At 38.5% G+C, this 22,031-nt stretch carries 18 protein-coding genes; all 18 read right to left on the bottom strand.

Annotation, left to right across the window (positions count from 1 at the left end; all coding sequences use genetic code 11):
• Nucleotides 1–1,179, bottom strand: a complete 1,179-nt coding sequence (locus tag QJV33_RS09610; protein WP_281463121.1) for a hypothetical protein — start codon at nt 1,177–1,179, stop codon at nt 1–3.
• Nucleotides 1,180–1,234: 55 nt separating this feature from the next.
• Nucleotides 1,235–1,681: a hypothetical protein gene (locus QJV33_RS09605; RefSeq protein ID WP_281463120.1), complete on the bottom strand. Its 447-nt coding sequence runs from the start codon at nt 1,679–1,681 to the stop codon at nt 1,235–1,237.
• 230 nt (nt 1,682–1,911) lie between these two features.
• Nucleotides 1,912–5,343: a DNA polymerase III subunit alpha gene (dnaE, locus tag QJV33_RS09600; RefSeq protein WP_281463119.1), complete on the bottom strand. Its 3,432-nt coding sequence runs from the start codon at nt 5,341–5,343 to the stop codon at nt 1,912–1,914.
• Nucleotides 5,344–5,362: 19 nt separating this feature from the next.
• Nucleotides 5,363–6,058, bottom strand: a complete 696-nt coding sequence (locus QJV33_RS09595; RefSeq protein ID WP_281463118.1) for an ABC transporter ATP-binding protein — start codon at nt 6,056–6,058, stop codon at nt 5,363–5,365.
• Nucleotides 6,051–7,313 (bottom strand): lipoprotein-releasing ABC transporter permease subunit, encoded by a 1,263-nt coding sequence (locus QJV33_RS09590; protein ID WP_281463117.1) that lies wholly within the window; start codon nt 7,311–7,313, stop codon nt 6,051–6,053. The genes QJV33_RS09595 and QJV33_RS09590 overlap by 8 nt, the downstream gene beginning before the upstream one ends.
• A gap of 5 nt (nt 7,314–7,318) precedes the next feature.
• Nucleotides 7,319–8,641 (bottom strand): proline--tRNA ligase, encoded by a 1,323-nt coding sequence (gene proS / locus QJV33_RS09585; RefSeq protein ID WP_281463116.1) that lies wholly within the window; start codon nt 8,639–8,641, stop codon nt 7,319–7,321.
• An 84-nt stretch (nt 8,642–8,725) separates the two neighbouring features.
• The gene (locus QJV33_RS09580) at nt 8,726–10,372 is read right to left on the bottom strand and encodes a ribonuclease J (protein WP_281463115.1); all 1,647 of its coding nucleotides are present in this window, start codon (nt 10,370–10,372) and stop codon (nt 8,726–8,728) included.
• A 26-nt stretch (nt 10,373–10,398) separates the two neighbouring features.
• On the bottom strand, nt 10,399–11,181 hold the full coding sequence (locus tag QJV33_RS09575; protein ID WP_281463114.1) for a type III pantothenate kinase: 783 nt from the start codon (nt 11,179–11,181) through the stop codon (nt 10,399–10,401).
• 2 nt (nt 11,182–11,183) lie between these two features.
• The gene (locus QJV33_RS09570) at nt 11,184–11,945 is read right to left on the bottom strand and encodes a biotin--[acetyl-CoA-carboxylase] ligase (RefSeq protein WP_281463113.1); all 762 of its coding nucleotides are present in this window, start codon (nt 11,943–11,945) and stop codon (nt 11,184–11,186) included.
• 13 nt (nt 11,946–11,958) lie between these two features.
• Nucleotides 11,959–13,383: an NADH-quinone oxidoreductase subunit NuoN gene (nuoN, locus tag QJV33_RS09565; protein ID WP_281463112.1), complete on the bottom strand. Its 1,425-nt coding sequence runs from the start codon at nt 13,381–13,383 to the stop codon at nt 11,959–11,961.
• A gap of 24 nt (nt 13,384–13,407) precedes the next feature.
• The gene (nuoL, locus tag QJV33_RS09560; protein WP_281463111.1) at nt 13,408–15,354 is read right to left on the bottom strand and encodes an NADH-quinone oxidoreductase subunit L; all 1,947 of its coding nucleotides are present in this window, start codon (nt 15,352–15,354) and stop codon (nt 13,408–13,410) included.
• A 7-nt stretch (nt 15,355–15,361) separates the two neighbouring features.
• Nucleotides 15,362–15,682, bottom strand: coding sequence for an NADH-quinone oxidoreductase subunit NuoK (gene nuoK, locus QJV33_RS09555; RefSeq protein ID WP_281463110.1), 321 nt, complete (start codon nt 15,680–15,682; stop codon nt 15,362–15,364).
• The gene (locus tag QJV33_RS09550) at nt 15,679–16,413 is read right to left on the bottom strand and encodes an NADH-quinone oxidoreductase subunit J (protein ID WP_281463109.1); all 735 of its coding nucleotides are present in this window, start codon (nt 16,411–16,413) and stop codon (nt 15,679–15,681) included. Before QJV33_RS09550 ends, nuoK begins: the two co-directional genes overlap by 4 nt.
• Before the next feature lie 78 nt (nt 16,414–16,491).
• Nucleotides 16,492–16,980 (bottom strand): NADH-quinone oxidoreductase subunit NuoI, encoded by a 489-nt coding sequence (nuoI, locus tag QJV33_RS09545; protein WP_281463108.1) that lies wholly within the window; start codon nt 16,978–16,980, stop codon nt 16,492–16,494.
• Complete coding sequence (gene nuoH / locus QJV33_RS09540) at nt 16,981–18,006, bottom strand: NADH-quinone oxidoreductase subunit NuoH (protein ID WP_281463107.1); 1,026 nt, start codon at nt 18,004–18,006, stop codon at nt 16,981–16,983. It lies immediately after the preceding gene.
• Between the two features lie 5 nt (nt 18,007–18,011).
• Nucleotides 18,012–20,075, bottom strand: coding sequence for an NADH-quinone oxidoreductase subunit NuoG (gene nuoG / locus QJV33_RS09535; RefSeq protein WP_281463106.1), 2,064 nt, complete (start codon nt 20,073–20,075; stop codon nt 18,012–18,014).
• Nucleotides 20,076–20,084: 9 nt separating this feature from the next.
• A complete protein-coding gene (gene nuoF / locus QJV33_RS09530) occupies nt 20,085–21,410 on the bottom strand; it encodes an NADH-quinone oxidoreductase subunit NuoF (RefSeq protein ID WP_281463105.1) in 1,326 nt (441 codons plus the stop codon).
• On the bottom strand, nt 21,400–22,029 hold the full coding sequence (locus QJV33_RS09525) for a complex I 24 kDa subunit family protein (protein WP_281463104.1): 630 nt from the start codon (nt 22,027–22,029) through the stop codon (nt 21,400–21,402). The genes nuoF and QJV33_RS09525 overlap by 11 nt, the downstream gene beginning before the upstream one ends.
• Nucleotides 22,030–22,031: the final 2 nt, after the last annotated feature.

The raw sequence follows: 22,031 nt of genomic DNA, 5'->3' as shown, positions 1-22,031 counted from the left end.
TTAATTAGGTTTGTTGTGAACCCTAGGATTTAATTGATTGATGTTATGAATCAAAAACATACAATTCATCACACAACAAACCTCAAACACATAATCTATTCGCAGGCTAGAAGCATATATTGTTGGTGAAAAGCCAATAATGACAGTATCGAAAATACCGACGATAAAGATACCTAGTACCATTAATATAGTGTGTTTATTTTTTAATGTGGCTAGTATTAGAATAATAAGAGAAATCATAACCATCATTACAAAAAAATACGAAACATAGGTTGATATTGAACTCCATTTTTCAGCATGCAGCATATTAGCATTTAAAAAATTCTTTCCAAATAACGCAAAACTTAGACCATTCCATCGCACAACAGAAATGCTGATAAACAGAATCAGTGTTCCCAAACAAACATTGCCGATAAAGAATTTTGTTCCGCATGCTATATATAATAAAATGATTAAAAACATAAATAGAATTAAAGGAACATTCCAATAAAATCCAAATAATTGATGAAGTTTATCAAAACCAAAACACAATTTTTGGATTAAAGAATACTCAATATAATTTGGAAACCAGCTCCATGTTTCAGCACGTAATCTGATATAATTTCCTGGCGCTGTTATGGATATAATGAAATTAACAATTGCTAAGATATAAATTGTAAAATTCTTACACTTTCTTGTTCTTTTCTCGCTACAAAAAATAGTAAATACAATCAAAAAAAAGAACACTCCTATTTGCTCTGCATAAGCAAAAAGAAAGGTAGTAAGACAAACTAAAACAAATTGTATCTTAGTTTGTGTTTGATTTACGATAAATGAAATCGCATAAGTTGCTAGTGACAACGGTAATAAATAAATATAAAAACCTGTAATCCACCAAGCTGCATTCGCGTTAATAAATAATGGTATGGCGAATAACAATATCAAAGTAATAAAAGTATAATATAAAGTTACTTTTTCGCAGACGATTTTACTAATAGAAGTCGATAACAGCAGCAAAGATAAAGGTATCGCTGTTCTCCAAAAAAAGGGATAATTGATCGTACACACCATCAGCGCTTCCAAAGGAATACGCCCTGTCCATATTTTATATCGTGTCACTAAATAATCAATAATATTCCAATTATGTATTATTGATAAAAAAAAATCATCATCTGTAGCTCGGTCAAGATGCAAGCTCATGGAAAGTAAAACTAATAAACAAACAATTGTACTAAAGCAAAAAACTTTGAAATATTTATTTACAGATAAATTGTGCAACATAAGATTGATTATTTTCATTTTGAGTAACAATAAATATTTTTCTAGTTAAATTTTCTTGATGAATAAATCGTTTAGCAGCTTGAAACCCAGAATTTTTATATAGCTTACCTTCACTAAATATTTTGCTGACATCTTGTCGAATAACAAAATTGCTTGAAATAGGGATTAATCTGCCATTTTGCATTTCTGCATATATTTTTGTAACACTGTGATCTTGATTGGGAATATATGACCACCCTGTAACATAAATTTTATGCTTATTGATCTCGCATACATCTATATTAAAGCTCTTCAAAAGGTTTCCTTGCAATTGATTTTTAATAGATGTACCAGAATTCCAAGAATAAAAGAAGAGTGAACTACACCCAATAGCAACGAGGGTTAAACAGATATAGATTATAATCATTATGTTTTTATTCATCTGTTTACTTTTATTCTCTGATATATTCATAATGGTTAAGAGATATTTTTACTCGCAGACAGTCGGCAATTATTATATCATTATAATAAAGTTATATCCTTGCATAGAGATCCATATAAGCCATGGCACTAATATAAAAATTAAAAAAGAAAATCAATAACAAACATAATATGACAGTTTTAAACACCACATTACATATTTAAAACTCTATGCTAGCCACATTTTTTCAATTAATATTGTTCCACTTTCTCTACACCTTGAATAACTTTGATATGTTGAGCTAAAATTGGAGAGACATTGTAAAAATCAGGTAAAATAATCTCTACTTCTTGTTGGTTAGTACATTGAGGTACCAACACTACTTTTCCTCTTCCTTTTTGGGTATTCTGTAAAATATTTGATATTTTCTCAACAGCATTTAAATCCTTAACCCAGATTTTGATCTCTTTAACTAACCCAGTAATAGCTTCTTCTAAATCTTCAACATGCTGTGCAGTAATTCGTAAATTCTCTTCATCCATACGCAAATCAACGGTTACAATAACCATACGACCTGTCACTAATAAATCTCTAGAGCGATTGAGCGTCTCAGAGAAAAAAGTTACTTCACAAGCGCCACTTTTATCAGATAACCCCACCCAAGCCATCTTGGTTCCCTTTTTAGTAGGACGCTCTTTTATATTTAAAATACAACCCGCCAATCGAATACGTGTATTGCCAGAACGCGCAAGATGTTCCAAATTGGTCATTGGTTGAATAGCCATTTTTTGCAATAAAACTCTGAATGAGTCTAATGGATGCGCCGTCATATGATAGCCAATGGCTTCGGCTTCCATCGTTAAACGCTCAATTTCAGGCCACTCAAAAACGGTGGGTAATTTCAAGGGTTCAACAGTCTTGAAATTACCCATTTGAAATAATCCAATCTGTCCACTAGTCTTTTCATCTTTACGAGCATGGGCTCTGCGCAAAATAACTTCAGCTGCAGCAAACACCTTATGACGATTAGGCTCAATCGAATCAAACGCCCCTGCCTTGGCTAAATTTTCCAATTGACCTTTGTTCAGATTTTGACAATCAATTCGTTCAGCAAAATCAACCAAATCTTTGAAAGGCTGCCCTCCTCTTGACTCTGCAACGGCTTGCATTGCGGAAAAACCAGCCCGTTTAATCGCAGCCAAAGCATACCGAATAGCATAAGTTCCATCTTCTTGCTTTTCAATCTCAAAATCAGCACCTGATTTATTAATATCAGGTGGCAAAACTGAAATATTAATACGTTTCGCTTCTTGCCGTAACACAGCCAATTTATCTGTTTTTTCAATCGCTAAAGACATACAAGCTGCAAAAAAAGCGACAGGATAATTGGCTTTCATCCATGCTGTTTGATAGGATACCAACGCATACGCCGCCGCATGAGACTTATTAAACCCATAATCGGCAAAACGTGCCATTAGATCAAAAACTTCAATCGCTTTTTTCTCATCAACGCCGTTTTCGATGGCTCCTTTGGTAAAAATCTCACGTTGCTGATCCATTTCTGCACGGATTTTCTTACCCATTGCGCGGCGTAATAAATCCGCTGCACCCAAGCTATATTTAGCCATTTTCTGAGCAATCTGCATCACTTGTTCTTGGTAAACCATGATGCCATAGGTTTCTTCAAGAATATCACGTATTTGCTCGTGCGGCGGTTCCCATGCCTCGCCATGTTTTCTGCGACAATAATCGGGGATATTCGCCATAGGTCCTGGACGATATAGCGCCACTGCTGCAATTAAGTCTTCGATCCGTGTCGGTTGCATCTGACGCAATACATCACGCATGCCCGCGCCTTCGAACTGGAACACGCCTCCAGATTCACCACGACTTAACATTTCGTAGGTCGGTTTATCATCCAATGGAATAGAAGATAAATCAATATGTTGCCCCAATTTTTCCAACATATTGACTGCACGCTGTAAAATCGTCAGTGTCGTTAAACCTAAAAAGTCAAACTTTACCAAGCCGACTTGTTCAACGAATTTCATATTATATTGGGTGACCAACATATCACTGCGTGGGTCTCGGTAAAGTGGTACCAATTCGACCAAAGGACGATCACCAATCACTACCCCAGCAGCATGGGTTCCTGCATGGCGATATAACCCTTCAAGCTGCAAAGCAACTTCCATTAAACGCCTAATATTCTCATCGCTGTCACGCATTTCTTGTAAACGAGGTTCACCCTCAATGGCTTGACCAAGCGTCGTTGGCTTTGCTGGATTATTTGGAATTAATTCCGCAACCTTATTCACCATACCAAATGGCAATCCAAGCACCCGCCCCACATCTCGCACAGCAGCTCTGGCCTGCAATTTACCAAAAGTAATAATTTGAGCAACCTGATTTAATCCATACGCATGACGAACATATTCAATAACCTCATCCCGTCGATCCTGACAAAAATCAATATCAAAGTCAGGCATCGATACACGTTCAGGATTCAAAAACCGTTCGAACAATAAATTAAAACGCAAAGGATCCAAATCGGTGATGGTTAATGCCCAAGCCACCAAAGACCCTGCCCCAGAACCACGACCTGGTCCCACAGGGATATCATTTTCTTTCGCCCATTGAATAAAATCAGCAACGATTAAAAAATATCCAGGAAAACCCATTTTTTGAATCACAGAGATTTCATATTCTAAACGATCTTGATATTCTTTTTTCTCATCCTCAGAAAGCTCAGGATAGACTTTTAAACGCTCATCCAACCCCTCTTGCGCCATGTTTTTCAATGTTTCATCTGCCGTCGTCCCTTCTTTGATCTTACGACTTTGAGGCAACATGGGGTTACGCGTTTCAATTTTAACGGCACAGCGTTTAGCTATTTCTATCGTATTGGAACAAGCCTCGGGCACATCAGCAAAAAGTTCACACATCATTTCAGGCGGCTTAAACCAGTTTTCTGGTGTCACTTTCCACCGATCTTGCATATCCACTGTACAGCCTTGAGCAATACAAATTAGGGCATCATGGGCTTCATATAAATCTGGAGTTGGAAAAAAACATTCATTTGTTGCAACCAAAGGAAGACCAAAACGATCAGCAAGTCCGATGATTCCTGGTTCGATCGATTTTTCATCTGGAAGCCCAAGACGGTTTAACTCTACCACCAAACGGTCAGGAAAAGATTTTGCCAATTGTTCAATTAAGTCAGCAGCATGTTTTTCTTGCCCATCAGCAAGAAGTTTAAAAAGAGGTCCTCTAGTACCACCGCTTAATAAAATTAGACCTTCGGAATGCTCACAAATTGTCTCTACCGCCACCGCAGGATCAGAAGGATCGCCTTTTAAAAACCCTTCAGAAGACAAATATTGTAAATTAAGTAATCCTGTTTCATTTTGTGCCAATAATACAATCGGCCAACTGCGTTCATATTCACTATTTTCACCAATCGCTGGTATTCCAATTTGCGATCCAATAATCGGTTGAATACCACCATCAACACAGGCTTTAGAGAACTCCAAGGCTCCAAATAAGTTCCCTGTATCCGTTATCGCAATCGCTGGCATATTCATTTTCTTTGCCAGCTCTACCATTTTTGGCACTCGAATAGCTCCTTGGCTAAGTGAATATGCAGAATGATTGCGTAAGTGAATAAAAGGAGCCAAATTCATAATAATATCTTAATTTCAACTAAAGTGTAAAAGGGACAATCTTTCCTTCTTGCAAAGTCATAACACGATCCATTTTAGACGCAAGATCGTTATTATGCGTTACAATCAAAGCTGCCAGTCCTTCTTGTCGCACAGCTTGCAATAATAAACCAAAAACATGATCGGATGTTTTTTCATCCAAATTACCTGTTGGTTCATCAGCCAATAAAATATGAGGAGAGTTCGCCAATGCTCTGGCAATTGCCACACGTTGTTTTTCCCCTCCTGAGAGCTTCCCGGGCTGATGATGAATGCGATGACCCAAATCAAATTTCTCTAGCCATTCTTTTGCTTTTTGTGATGCTACTGATTTTGATTGTTTATCAATCATCTGTGGCATCATGACATTTTCAATGGCTGTAAATTCTGGTAGTAAATGATGAAACTGATACACAAACCCAACTGATCTTAACCGCAGTATAGTACGTTCTTTTTCACTAAGTTTGGCGGCATTTTGACCATTAATAAAAATCTCACCGTTACTAGGCTTTTCCAACAACCCAGCAACATGCAATAATGTGGATTTTCCCGTTCCAGAAGGTGCCACCAAAGCCACGATCTCACCTGGATAGAGTGTAAAATCAGCGCCTTTTAAAACTTGTAACTGCTCGTCCCCACTTTTATAAGAAACATGAACATTTTTGAGCTCTAATACAACTTGAATTGAATTATTCATTGCGTAATCCTTCTACTGGATCTGTACGAGCTGCTTTCCAAGAAGGATATAAAGTTGCCAGTAAGGATAAAGCCAACGCCATTATAACAATTTGAATGACATCTGCCCAATCTAATTTCGCTGGCAAATGTTCCAAATAATATACTTCAGGATTAAACAAATTCGTCCCTGTTAATTTTTGCAATCCTTGACGAATATGTTCTATATTCTGACAAAATAATATACCAATGACTGTCCCTGCCACAGTCCCAGTTACTCCTACAGAAGCACCACACATCAAGAAAATCCGCATGATTGCTCCACGTGATGCACCCATCGTTCGTAAAATTGCAATATCTCGCGTTTTATCTTTGACCATCATAATCAATGATGAAATCACATTAAAGGCAGCAACCAAAATAATTAATGTTAAAATCAAGAACATCACATTTTGTTCAACTTGAACCGCTCCAAAAAACGCATTATTGCTTTGTGTCCAATCAAGGAAACGCAAATTTTGATCATGAAATTCAGAGATTAAGACCTGCGTCGTTTTTTGAACCTTGGCTGGATCTGTAGTGGAAATTTGTATTCCAGTTACACCATCTTTGATTTGAAAAAATTTTTGTGCTGCTGAAATAGGTAAAAAGACATAGCTGGAATTATATTCATGCATTCCTGAATCAAAAATCCCAACAACCGTATAAGCTTTGATCCGAGGAATATTTCCCATCACAGTCGCTGAACCTTGGGGGGAAATTAAGGTAACTTTGGAACCAATCCCAAGACCTGCACGATCTGCCAAAGTCTTACCAATAACAATCGCATCATCCCCTTTGAATCGTTCAAAAGCATCTTGGGTAAGGCTCTTGCTGACGACTGATAGCTTTTTAAGACCATCAGCGCTCATACCACGCACCATACCCCCAGAATTATAATTCCCTGCACTTAATAAAACTTGCCCCTCTGTGAAAGGAATGGCTGTTTTTACCCCTGGAATTTTTTCCATACGTAAGGCAAGACGATCATAATCGGTAATGGGTTGAGGACCATTATAAGACATTTGTCCATAAACACTCAAATCTCCATTCAACCCAAGAATACGACCTAATAAATCGTCCTTAAAGCCATTCATCACAGCCATAACAACAATTAACGTCCCTACGCCAAGAGCTATTCCAATAAGGGAAAAAATAGCAATAACAGAAACAAAACGTTCCCCTTTGCGAGCGCGTAAATAACGTTTTGCAACCATTCTTTCAAAAGAGCCAAACATATTCATTAATCCTGATGAGCGGAAATATATTCCAAAATCTGATCGACAGGCACTTCAGCGCGCATTCCTGTTTTTCTGCGTTTAATCTCGACAATATTTTGTGCAACCCCACGAGGTCCCACAATAATTTGCCAAGGATGTCCCATCAAATCTGCATCCGCAAATTTCGCCCCTGCACGTTCATCACGATCATCATAAAGAAAATTTTCTGAATCAGTTTGATATAAAGACTCACACACATCTTTACAGGCTTGATCTTTCATACCAAGATTAATAATCACCGCTTTGAAAGGTGCCACAGCATCTGGCCAAATAATCCCGTTTTCATCATGAGATGATTCAATAATTGCACCAACCAAACGAGAAACCCCAATACCATAAGAACCCATATGAGGATAGATTGGTTTGCTGTCTGATCCAGCGACAGTTACATCCATTGATTCTGAATATTTAGTGCCAAAATAGAAAATTTGACCGACTTCGATCCCACGTCCCTCACATTTTCTCTCTTGAGGGACTTTTTCCCACTCTGCTTCATCATGTTTTTCATCTGTTGCAGCATAAAAACTAGTCATCCGTTTAAAAAACGCAGCCAAAGAGTTTTTATCTTCAATATCCACTGGCATTTCTAACCAATTTTGATCGGCAAATGCAGAATCAAAGAAAATACCGCTCTCTCCAGTAGGCGCTAAAATAATAAATTCATGGCTTAGATCACCACCAATTGGTCCCGTATCCGCCAACATAGGAATTGCTTTGACCCCAATCCGTTGAAATGTACGAAGATAAGCCAACATCATTTTATGATAAGTCACAACGGCGCCATCATAATCAACATCAAAGCTGTAACCATCTTTCATATAAAATTCACGACCACGCATTACACCAAAGCGTGGACGAATTTCATCCCTGAATTTCCATTGAATTTGATATAATAAAGCTGGCAAGCCTTTGTAAGAAGTCACAAACTGATCAAAAATATCAGTAATCATTTCCTCATTCGTTGGTCCATATAATAAATCACGTTTATGACGATCAACAATACGCAACATTTCTGGTCCATAAGCATCATAACGCCCAGAACGTTTCCAAAGATCAGCAGATTGCAATGTTGGCATTAACACTTCTTGCGCATTAATTGCCTCTTGCTCTTCACGAACAATATCAGCGATCTTATTTAACACACGCAACCCAGCTGGCAACCAAGCATAAATGCCAGAAGACATTTGGCGAACCATGCCGGTTCGAAGCATTAAACGATGAGAAACAATTTGTGCCTCTGCTGGAACTTCTTTTAACGTTGGAAGAAAACTTGAAGATAAACGCATAAACTAATCGATCCTAAAAATAGGTTTGAAGTATGATTCCGAAAATAAAAAATCTCATCATTATAATGAGATTCTTTACAAAAATTAAAGACGTAATAAATGAATATCAACCATTGGTTTCTTTTTAAGCCTGCGCCCAAGAATACGGCGTAATATCATCTTGGCATTATCCACCAATTCTTCATCATTTACACGCACTTTATGTGGCAAACACTCTAACATTTCTCCAAATTCGTCAATCACATCGTCAAATTCTTCATCATGTTGATCGAACAATCCAGGGGCGCTGATATTGGGATCGCTTAAAAGATCACCATTCATATTCACTGCAAAACTAGCGACAACGACACCATTATATAACATACGACGTCGAGCAGATAACACATCCCCGTCCACAGACAATAAACGATTACCATCAATAACTAAACGCCCACATGGTGCCCCAGCAACAATTTGGGGCTTTCCTGGACCAAGACGCAAAATATCCCCATCTTCAAGTAAAATAGGTTCTGCGTTATGTTCCTTAGCAACATTGGCTTGTGCATTTAAATGTATCCACTCCCCATGTACAGGAATTCCATAAGTAGGCTTTACCAACTTATATAATTCGCACACTTCTTCATAACTTGCATGTCCAGAAGCATGCACAAAATGATCTCTTGATGTAATCACTCTGGCTCCGCGACGCGCAAGATTATCTTGAACACGCATAATCGCCAACTCATTTCCCGGAATGGTGCGACTGCTATAAATAACGGTATCCCCAGTTCCAAAAGAAATATGCTGATGCACATCAAAAGAGATGCGTGTCAATGCAGAACGCTCCTCCCCTTGACTGCCTGTTACAATAAAAACAACGTGATCTAAATCAACATCATTCATATTTTGTTCAGTATAAAACGGAGGGATATCTGCTAAATACCCATTTTCTCTGGCTGCTATTTCAAGATTTTTTAATGAACGACCAATAATGACAACAGGACGATTAGCTTGCTTTGCAGCAAAAGCGATACTTTCTACACGCGACACGTTACTTGCAAAACAAGTAACTGCAACACGCCCCTTGATACTGGCAATCAAATCAACTAAACTGCGACGCACTTGGGATTCAGATTCAGGCTTACGTTTTACAATAACATTGGTACTATCACATACCATTGCCAACACGCCTTCTCGCCCTAATTCAGCGAACTTTTCTAAATTCGTCACATCCCCAATCACAGGCTCTGGATCCAATTTCCAATCCCCTGTGTGTAACACATTACCATAAGGTGTACGGATAAAAACGCTTTGAGCCTCTGGAATAGAATGAGTAACTGGAATAAATTCCAAATCAAATTCACCAATATTAAAACGATCACTCATATTAATAAGATGAATCGTCACATCTTCCAACATACCTGCTTCATATAATTTACGTCTTAAAATAGAAGCCGCAAATTTGGTCGCATAAATAGGACATTCCAAATCTTGCCACAGATAAGTCACCGCACCAATATGATCTTCATGTGCATGTGTAATAACTAAAGCTAATAAATCCTTTTTATGACGAGCGATAAATTCTGGATCTGGAACCAAAATATCCGCTTCTGGCATATCGTTACCACTAAAGCCAATCCCACAATCAATCGCCAACCATTTCCCATTTAATCGATATAGATTAAAATTCATACCGATCTCACCCGTTCCCCCAAGAGGGAGAAAGGCAAAATCGTTTACTTGTTCATTCATATTAGTCCTTTTCTTTTATATTTTATTTACTTTTTGTTTCCTGATGAATTTCGATTTGCAAGGAGTCTAAGTCCTTCCAGAGTTAACTCTGCATTAATTTCTTTAAAGATAGAGGTTCCTTCAGCTAGTAATCGTGCCAACCCCCCTGTCCCAATAACTGTAATTTCCGAGACAGAATGTTCTTTTCTAATTCGTTCAATAATACCTTCAATAAGCCCGATATATCCCCAATAAATACCCGACTTCATCGCCCCAATCGTCTCTTTTCCTATAACCGATTGAGGTCTTCCAAAACCAATTCTTGGCAATCTTGCTGCCGCACTATGTAATGCTTCCAAAGAAAGGGTCAGTCCTGGTGAAATAACCCCTCCGCAATAGTTTCCGTCTTTATCTATAATATCAAAAGTAGTCGCCGTTCCCAAATCTACTACAACCAATGGACCACCATATAGTTGATGCGCTGCCATCCCATTCAACAAACGGTCAACGCCTACTTCTTGTGGGTTATCCGTTTGAATCTCAAACCCCCAATCCAATGATGAGGATGCAACAATAGGATCAACAGAAAACCAAACACGACACAATGTCAAAAGCTGATACAAAACAGGAGGAACGACGGTTCCTATAATCGCACGTGAAATCTTATGAACAGGAATATTTTGCCTTTCCATTAGCACTATTAATGTTGCTGCATATTCATCGGAGGTCCGATTAGCCGTCGTTGCCACACGCCATGTTCCCAACCAATCCTGACCATCGTGAACAGCAAATACAATATTTGTATTCCCTACATCAATTACCAAAAGCACGTCTATTTATTCCCACTCTGATCCAAACAAAATAATTCACCTGCTGATAAATGCTTTAACTCTGTTTCCGTTTGTAATAGTAAAAAGCCTTTTTCATCAATCCCTTTATATATACCAATATATTTTTTATTACCACTTGTTACTGTTAAAGATGACCCCAAAGGCAACCCTTTTTTGAGCCAAGATTTGCGAATTAATGCCTCTTTACCTTGACACAAACAATCTATCCAGAATGCTAAATACTCACTTATCTTCTGAGCAACCAACGACGAACTTGGTAGATCCCCACCAATAAAATCACGTAAGCACCCTATTTCTCTTCCTACAACCACAGGCGCAAAACAAATATTTAGCCCTATTCCTATGACCAACCATTCCAATATATCTGGATATTCAACATGACTTTCAATAAGAATACCAGCTATTTTTTTATTTTGGAAAAGTAAATCATTCGGCCATTTTATACGTAAATCAGAATATGAACCACATAATTCCGTTACCGCATCAAATAACGCCAAGGAAGATATAAAAGGTAACCAACCCACTTTCTCAACAGAAAATGATGGCCAATATAAAAAAGATAATGCCAGATTCCCAGTCGGCTCAATCCATTCCCGCCCGCGGCTTCCACGTGGAGCAGTCTGGGAATCTGTCAAAACAGCCAGATTAGTTTTCTTTTTTAATCTGGCTTGTTCAATACAATAATCATTCGTTGATGGCAAGGTTGGATAATGCTCTACCTGCCAGGTAATTTTATTATCCACCTTAACCTACATATTATTGGAATAAAGATTGCGCTGCAATATGACCCATTTGTATCACTGGGGATAAAAAGAGCATGAACACAAGCGTTAATGTCCCCATGCTAAATGTAACAAATGACAACGATAAAGAGCGTTGATCCAAAGCCTCTGCTGCTTTATCAAAGAACATGATTTTGACAATACGCAAATAAAAGAATGCACCAACTGCACTGGCTAAGATACCAATAATTGTCAAAGCATATAAATCCACACCAAGAGCCGCTTTGAATACTAAAAACTTACCAAAGAACCCAGCCAAAGGGGGCACACCAGCCATGCTAAACATAAAAATAGCCATTGCTGTTGCAATTCCAGGATCGGTTTTGCCAAGTCCAGCAAGATCATTAATATTTTCAACAATATGTCCTTTTCTGGACATCGCAGCAATCACAGCAAATGTTCCAATATTCATAAACAGATACGTTGTTAAATAAACTAATGTTCCCATAACACCTTCAGGTGTTGCAGCAGCCAAGCCAACCAAAGCATAACCCATATGAGCAATTGAAGAATAAGCCATCATACGTTTGATATTTACTTGCCCAATTGCACCAATACTACCAACAATAATGGATAAAATAGCAATCACTTCGATCAATAACTGCCATTGCGGAGATAAGTGACCAAAAGGACCAACCATCAAACGTAAAAATAATGCAAAAGCTGCAAATTTAGGTGCTGTTGATAAATATGTCGTTACTGGCGTGGGCGCACCTTGATACACATCAGGTGTCCACATGTGGAAAGGAACCGCAGAGATCTTAAAGCATAACCCAACCAAAACAAACACCAAACCAACCGCAAAACCTGCTGATAAAGCATGATCAGAAGCAATAATTTGATGGATATTTGCATAGCCCATTCCGCCAGAAAATCCATAAATCATAGAAATACCGTAAAGCAAAATTCCAGAAGCAACGGAACCTAATACAAAATATTTCACACCAGATTCTGCTGAAAATACATTTTTCCGGTCAATTGCACAAAGGATATATAAAGCCAAAGAGGATAGCTCTAGCCCCATATACAATGTCATCAAATTATTTGATGAAACCATGACCATTGCACCAACCGTAGAAAACACAATTAATGCAATAAATTCAAAACAATTCGTATCGTTTTTACCATTAAAATCAATGGATAAAATGATACTTAAAAAACCAGCAATAATAATCAAAAGTTTCATATAACGCGCAAATTCATCATTGATGAATAACCCATCATATCCAACGCCATTAGAAACCGTTAACGTTAAAAAACCCACTGCAACAAATGCAGCAACAGAAAGGATTGCGCAAGGAAAGAAAGTATTTCCTTTCTTTTGAATTGCGCCCCATAAGAGAATAATAAGACCACTGATTGATAAAACAATCTCTGGAATAGCAAGTGTCCAATTCATCGGATTAATCCTGACTTTCTAAAATCAATGATAGATCAGGAAAGTGGCAAGAACCACCACCAACCCAATTGCCATGGTAAAAGCATAAAAAGCAAAAGAACCATTTTGAATCCAAGAAACTCCTTTTGCTGTACGATCAGTTATTCGCGCAAGCGCAACAGGCATTCCTTCAACAATTTCTTGATCTCCTACTTTCCACAATAACTTGGAAAATACGACATAAGGACGTACGAAAATAAAATCATATAATTTGTCGAAATACCATGCATTTAACAGGAATTGATAAACTCCTTTTAACCCAGAAGCCATCATAACCGGAATCTTAGGTGCCACAATATAACAAACAAAGGCAACAACAATACCTAATATACCCAGAGCCAAAGGTGCTTTCGCAATCAAGTAAGGCGTATGATGCATTAACGTCATAATATGATTTGTGGGTGCATTAAAAATTGAATCATTCCAAAAAGCCAATTGATGATGACCAATATAATAAGGTTCTAATACGAAACCACCAATAACTGCACCCGTTGCCAACACACACATGGGTAATGTCATTACAAAAGATGACTCATGCGCATGATCGTATAATTTTTGATCTTTTGGTTTGCCATGGAAAACCAAAAATAATAAACGCCAACTATAGAAAGCTGTTAAAAATGCGGTAATCGCTGTCATGATCCAAGCATAATGCCCCACGGTGCTACCTGACATCCATGCAGCTTCCATAATTGCATCTTTTGACCAATATCCTGCGAATGGGAAAATCCCACCCAATGCCAAACAACCGATCCACATTAACAAACAAGTGGCTGGTAATTTCTTAGACAACCCACCCATTTTGAACATGTCTTGTTCATCATGTAATGCATGAATAACAGAACCTGCACCAAGGAACAATAAAGCCTTGAAGAACGCATGTGTTGTCAAATGGAACATCGCAACTTGATACGCACCAACACCCACTGCAACGAACATATATCCTAATTGAGAACAAGTTGAATATGCAATTGACTTTTTAATATCAGGTTGAGCCAGTGCCACAGTTCCAGCAAAAAACGCTGTTGTAGCCCCCATAATCACGATAAACATTTTCACATGTGGGGCAAACTCAACTAATGGCGACATACGTGCCATTAAGAAGACACCCGCAGTCACCATTGTCGCAGCATGAATTAATGCTGATACAGGTGTTGGCCCCTCCATCGCGTCAGGCAACCAAACATGCAAAAATAACTGAGCTGATTTACCCATTGCACCAATAAATAAAAGCAATGCGATAAATTCATATGCTTGAAAGCTATATCCCAATAGATGATATTGTGTGTTCGCCAATTCAGGGATTTTATGAAAAATGTCATCATAAAATACAGAACCTGATAAAAGAAATAACACACAAATCCCGACAAGAAAAAATAAATCAGCAATACGATTAACTACAAACGCTTTAATCGCCGCAGCAATTGCAGAAGGACGTGTATACCAATATCCAATTAACAGATAACTGGACAGTCCAACAGCTTCCCAACCAAAGAATAATTCAATTAAATTATCAGAGGTCACCAACATTAACATACTAAACGTAAATAATGATAAATATGCAAAGAAGCGATAGGTCGGCATGGTTTCATGAGACATGTAGCCAACGCTGTAAATATGCACTAGCAAAGATACACTAGTTACCATTGTCAACATAGATACAGATAGCATATCCATTCTAAGATACCAGCTGACATTAAAATTACCAGCGTGAATCCACTCAAATATTGGTACGATTGTGCTGCCAATACCTGAATGAAGCATGCTCCCTAACACACACCACGAGAATACAACAGCCACAAACATTCCAAAGATAGAAATTAATTTAGCAAACTTGTCGCCAAGAACTCTACCTAATAATCCAGCAATTAAAAATCCACCCAATGGGGCAAAAACAGATATTGCAAATAACGATGATGTTATTGGTGCCATTTTCCTATTACCCTTTCATCATCGTTGTGTCTTGAACTTCGACGGAATGACGGTTTCTATAATAAACCATCACAATTGCCAAACCAATCGCAGATTCTGCTGCTGCGACTGTCAAGGTAAACATTACCATAACTTGACCTGTCAAATTTTCCAAAGCTGAAGAAAAAGCAATTAAATTAAGATTAGCAGATAATAACATCAATTCAATCGACATTAAAATAACGATCAAATTCTTTCTACTTGCAAAAATCCCAAACAAACCAATTGTAAATAAAAGCCCGCTTACAATCAGATACGGTGCAATCCCTACTGTATTCAAAATATTCATTTTGACTGCTCCCGCTCTTGTCTTTTTTCTGTAATATCCATCTTATCTCCAGGCTTTGGTCCGAATGAGTCCTCTTGAGCAATGCCGTAATAAGTTTCTTTTGGTCTTAAGAATCCACCCAATTCATCAACCCCTTTATTCAAGTCTACGGAACTCATTTCCAAAGTTTGATTAGGCTCACGCATATGTTGACGAGCAACAACTTGTCTACGATTATTTGGGCGTTTACGCAGGGTCAAAACAATTGCACCAATCATTGCGACCAATAAAACCAAACCTGCCATTTGGAACAAAAATACATAATCTGTATAAATTAATGACCCTAACGCTTTAGTATTGGACATATTTTGTAACAATGGTTGACGTGCAGCATCGGCAACTTGTGGATCAATATGCCAATTAACGGCAACAAGAATAAGTTCAACCACCAATATAACTGCAATACAAAAACCAACAGGTAAATAATGCTGCATTCCTTCTTTAAGCTGAACCAAGTTGGTTTGCATTGTCATGACAATAAAAAGGAATAAAATCATTACTGCGCCAGCATAAATTGCAACCAATAAAATAGCCAAGAATTCTGCACCAGCAATCAGAAATAATCCTGACGCATTACAAAATGCCAAAACTAGAAACAAAGCAGCATGAACAGAATTGCGAGAACTAACAACCATTACAGCTGATAACAGCAAGATCACTGCGAAAATATAAAAAAGAATAATTGGCATCATGCCCCTGATCCTTTGTGTAGGGGCACAAGGCCTATTTGTAATAAAAACATGTTATCCATCATTGTTATTAATTCCCACCTACCGATAAGGGGCATCCTGTTCCAACCGCAGTGCCAAAGCACTTTCCCATTGATCACCATTCGATAATAGTTTGTGTTTATTATACATTAACTCTTCTCTGGTTTCAGTTGCGAACTCATAATTTGGTCCTTGAACAATAGCATCCACAGGACATGCTTCTTGACATAACCCACAATAAATACATTTGGTCATATCAATGTCGTAGCGTGTTGTTCTTCTTGAACCATCACTTCTTGCTTCTGCTTCAATCGTAATTGCTTCAGCAGGACAGGTTGCTTCACATAATTTACACGCAATACAACGTTCTTCACCATTTGCATAGCGACGTAACGCATGCTCACCACGAAATCGAGGGGATAATGGGCTTTTTTCATAAGGATAATTGATCGTTGCTTTTGGTTTAAAAAAGTAACGTAATGTGATTCCTAAACCTGTCAGTAACTCTGACAATAAAAAGGATCGCGCAGTTCTATCGATAAACCCCATTTAACCTGCTCCTCCATAAATACCAATGCCCGTAGCCATCATAAAGCCTGCTGTCAATACAACCCAAGCCAATGTAAATGGCAAGAATACTTTCCATCCCAAACGCATTAATTGATCGTAACGATATCTTGGAAAAGCACTTCTGACCCAAATAAAGCAGAATAAGCAAATTAAAATCTTGATAATCAACCAAAAAGGTCCCGGTATCCACGTAAATGGAACGCAGTCAAATGGAGGCAGCCATCCACCAAGGAATAAAATACTGATAATGGCTGACATTAAAATCATATTTCCATATTCAGCCAAGAAAAATAAACCAAAAGCCATGGATGAATATTCAGCAAAGAACCCAGCAACCAATTCACTTTCACCAACAGCAAAATCAAATGGTGGACGATTTGTTTCTGCTAAACAAGAAATAAAGAAAATAATGAACATGGGGAACATGGGTAAAAAGAACCAAACATGTCGTTGTGCCAACACAATATCATTCAAATTACCACTGCCTACTAATAATAAAATAGACGCAATAACCAACCCCATTGCCAACTCATAAGAAATCATCTGTGCCGCAGCACGCATCGCCCCCAGTAATGCATATTTTGAATTAGACCCCCAACCAGCAAGCAATGTTGCATAAATACTGATTGAAGAAATGGCTAATAAATATAAAATACCAATATTCAAATTCGCAACCGCCCAGCCGTCATTCGCGGGGATAACTGCCCAAGCGAGCATCGAAAGTGAAAAACCAAGAATAGGTGCAATAAAGAAAAGAGCGCGATTTGCTTTGGCTGGGATAATGGTTTCTTTAAAAATCATTTTCACAGCATCAGCAAAAGGTTGCAACAGTCCAAAAGGTCCAACAACGTTTGGTCCTTTACGAAGCATAATTGCAGCCAATACTTTACGTTCAATCCACGTCAGATATGCTACCCCAATCAATAATGGGACTAAAACCGCAAGAACCTTTAAAACAATCAGAACAATCGATCCAACCATCGTATGTAAAAAGAAATGCTCCACGTCGATTACTCCGCTGCCTCAGCCGAAGGTGCATACCGCAACTTCGAACATTCATTCATTGTCACACTTGCCCGACTAATTGAATTTGTTAAGAAATAATCTGAGATAACAGCTCTAAGCTCTTGCTTTTCAAAGTTTCCTTGCACACCATCACCAACAGAAACATTTACAGAATTTTTAACCAATCCACATTGTGCGAAAACTGGATTTACCTCTGCCATATAGTGACGCAATGTTTCTAAATCTCGATAAGGATGCTCAACAGATAATGCCTGACCAATAGAATAAATCACTGACCATTCTTCTTTTGCTTCACCAGGAGGACATATCGCACGGAAACTCCGTTGAACACGCCCTTCTGTATTTATATAAGTTCCAGATTTTTCTGTATAGGCAGCACCTGGTAAAATCACATCTGCACGAGAGGCTGCGCGTTCTCCATGATGCCCTTGATAAATCACAAAACATTCAGGGGGTAATCCAGAAAGATCAACTTCATCTGCACCAAGCAACCATAAAGCATCCACACCGCCATTTACCATCGCGGTAATGTCTTTACCTTGCCCTTGTGGAACAAAGCCTAAATCAAGACCTGCAACACGAGATGCCGCATGATGCAATATGTTGAACCCATTCCAGCTCTCTGAAACCGCATTAATAGCATTCGCCAAAGCCATCGTTTTTTCAAAGATTATTTTTGAATCAGGACGTGTTAACGCACCATGACCTAAAATAATCATAGGTTTTTTTGCATTTTTCAAAATTTCAGCAAACGCATGATTACCTGATAAAAGATCATTGATGAGTTCTGGGCTATCCCCAAAATGGTCAACTTTATACGTTGGATCGTCTGGAAGCTCACCAATATAAGCAATTGGGAATTGCTCTGTTAAAGACAGCCACCGTTTACGAATACGTGCATTTAATACAGGAGCCTCTTGCCTTGGGAATGAACCAATTACCAATAAAGCATCAGCATCTTCAATCCCTGCGATCGTCGTGTTGAATACATAATTCCCACGTTCAGAAATATCGTAATACGCATTGTCTTGACGGCAATCGGTATTTGATGATCCCAATGTGTTCATTAAATGTTTTAATGCCGACATACTCTCTGCATCACATAAATCACCAGCGATTGCACCAATACGATCAGCAGCAACCATTTTTAATTTATCAGCAACATATTGAATAGTTTCAGACCAAGAGGCTTCAACAAGTTTACCGTTCTTTTTAATCCATGGACGATCTAAACGGCGACGTTTAAGCCCATCCAAAGAAAAACGTCCTTTGTCAGAAAGCCATTCTTCATTAACATCATCATTTCTGCGAGGTAAAACACGCATCACTTCGTTACCACGTATCTGTAGCATGATATTAGTACCAACTGCATCAACAACGTCGATAGAATCTGTATTTTTTAATTCCCAAGAACGATAATAAAACGCTGTTGGTTTAGAAGTTAACGCACCAACTGGACAAACATCAATTAAGTTACCTGAAAGTTCAGATACCAAACTTTGCTCAATAAAAGGAGTAATTTCCATGTTCGTGCCACGAAAAATACCTCCTAACTCAGCAGTTCCAGCAATTTCATTGGTAAAACGAACACAACGTGTACATTGAATACACCGTGTCATCACAGTACGAATCAATGGACCCATATATTTGTCAACCACAGCGCGTTTTTCATCGGTATAACGAGAACAATCTCGTCCATATCCAACGGCTTGATCTTGCAAATCACATTCACCACCTTGATCGCAAATTGGACAATCCAGAGGATGATTAATTAACAAAAGCTCCATTGTACTTCGACGTGCTGCACGAACCGTTTCAGAATCTGTTGTAACTTGCATCCCTTCCATTACCGGTTGAGAGCATGAAGAAACCAAAGGCTTACGAGCGCCTGTAATTTCGACCATACACATTCTGCAATTACCAGCAACAGATAATTTGTCATGATAACAAAAACGAGGAATTTCTTTTCCTGCAGCTTCGCAAGCTTGCAATACAGAAGAACCATTTGGTACTTCTACAGGAATACCATCTACGATTACTTTTGCCATATCCCTTACCTATAAGCCCCCTATTGCCGCATCACTTGGAACCTGAATCTGTGAGGCTCCACCACGTGATTTTTTATAATCCATAATTCGTTGTTCCATGACAGGTCGAAAATTACGAATTAATGCTTGAACAGGCCAAGCAACAGACATGCCCATTGCACAAATTGTTGTATTTTCAATGCTTTTGGTCACATCCATCAACATGTCAATTTCTTCAATTTCTGCACGCCCTTCGGTCATGCGTTGCATGACTTTCAGCACCCAGTTTGAACCCTCACGACATGGTGTACATTGCCCACAACTTTCATGCTTATAAAATTTTGAAAGCAAAGTTACAGCACGAATAATATCTGTGGATTTATCCATCACCACCATACAAGCAGTTCCCAAACCAGAACCAGCATCCCGTAATCCGTCAAAATCAAACAGCGTAGCTTCACAAGCCTCTTTGTTTAACATCGGCATTGAAGTGCCACCAGGAATAACTGCTAACAAATTATCCCATCCACCACGAACACCACCGCCATGCGTTTCAATAACCTCTTTAATTGGCAGCCCCAAAGCCTCTTCGAAAACACAAGGCGTATTCACATGCCCAGAGATCGCCATTAATTTAGGTCCCGTATTATTTGGACGACCAATTCCAGCAAACCAAGCAGAGCCACGACGCAAAATAGTTGGTGTTACAGAAATACTTTCAACGTTGTTAATCGTTGTTGGACAACCATATAGTCCTTTACCTGCAGGAAAAGGTGGTTTTAAACGGGGCTGCCCTTTTTTACCCTCTAAACTTTCCAACTGAGCCGTTTCTTCACCACAGATATAAGCCCCTGCACCACGATGAATATAAAAATCAAAATCCCAACCACTGCCACAAGCATTTTTGCCAATCAAACCAGCTTCATAAGCCTCGTCAATCGCAGCCTGCAAACGATTTGCTTCATTATAATATTCACCACGAATATAAATATATGCCGTATGAGCACCAATCGCAAAAGAAGCCAGTAATGCCCCTTCAACAATTTTATGGGGTTCATGTCGCATTACTTCACGATCTTTACAAGTCCCTGGCTCTGATTCATCCCCATTAATCACAAGATAATGAGGCAAAGGACCGTCATTCTTAGGCATAAAAGACCATTTTAAACCTGTAGAGAATCCTGCACCACCACGACCACGAAGACCTGAATCTATGACCGTTTTAATGATTGTTTCACGACCCAAAGCCAATATATCCTTGGTATTATCCCAATCACCACGACGGCGTGCGCCAGCCAATTTCCAATCATCCTGGCCATGTAAATTAAGATAAATACGATCCTTATCACTTAACATCTTTGGCCTCTGTATTTTGTGAAAATTTCTTACCTATGGGTGCAGAGTTAAAGCGATCAATCATTGAACCATGTGAAGGTTTTTTTCCCTGTCGCAACAGATCAATTAATTTGATTGTACTCTCTGCGGTCATATCTTCGTAATAATCATGATCGACTTGTAAAATAGGTGCATTAGCACATGCGCCCAGACATTCTACCTCGGAAAGTGTAAACATTCCATCTTTGCTAGTTTGTCCAAACTCTTTGATACCCGTTGCTTCTTTACAAGCAGTCACAATATCGTCCGATCCTCTTAACCAACAAGGCGTTGTCGCACAAACTTGCAAATGATATTGACCAATAGGTTTCAAATTGAACATTGTATAAAATGTTGCAACTTCAAAAACACGCATAGGTGAAATCTCTAGACGTTCAGCGACGACAGACATTGCAACCTTTGGGATCCATGCACTCTTCGTTTGACGATTCATTTGATTTTGAACCACATATAATAACGAAATAACAGCACTCGCTTTTCGTGCAGCAGGATATTTTGCTAATATTTTTTCAATTTGCTGTTCACTTTCTCGATCGAAAGAAAATTCAGCAGGTTGTATATTCATAGATTCCTCTGACATAA

It is taken from the genome of Commensalibacter nepenthis (assembly GCF_029953305.1).
GTDB lineage: Bacteria > Pseudomonadota > Alphaproteobacteria > Acetobacterales > Acetobacteraceae > Commensalibacter > Commensalibacter nepenthis.
This window is presented reverse-complemented; position numbering and strand designations above follow the sequence as displayed.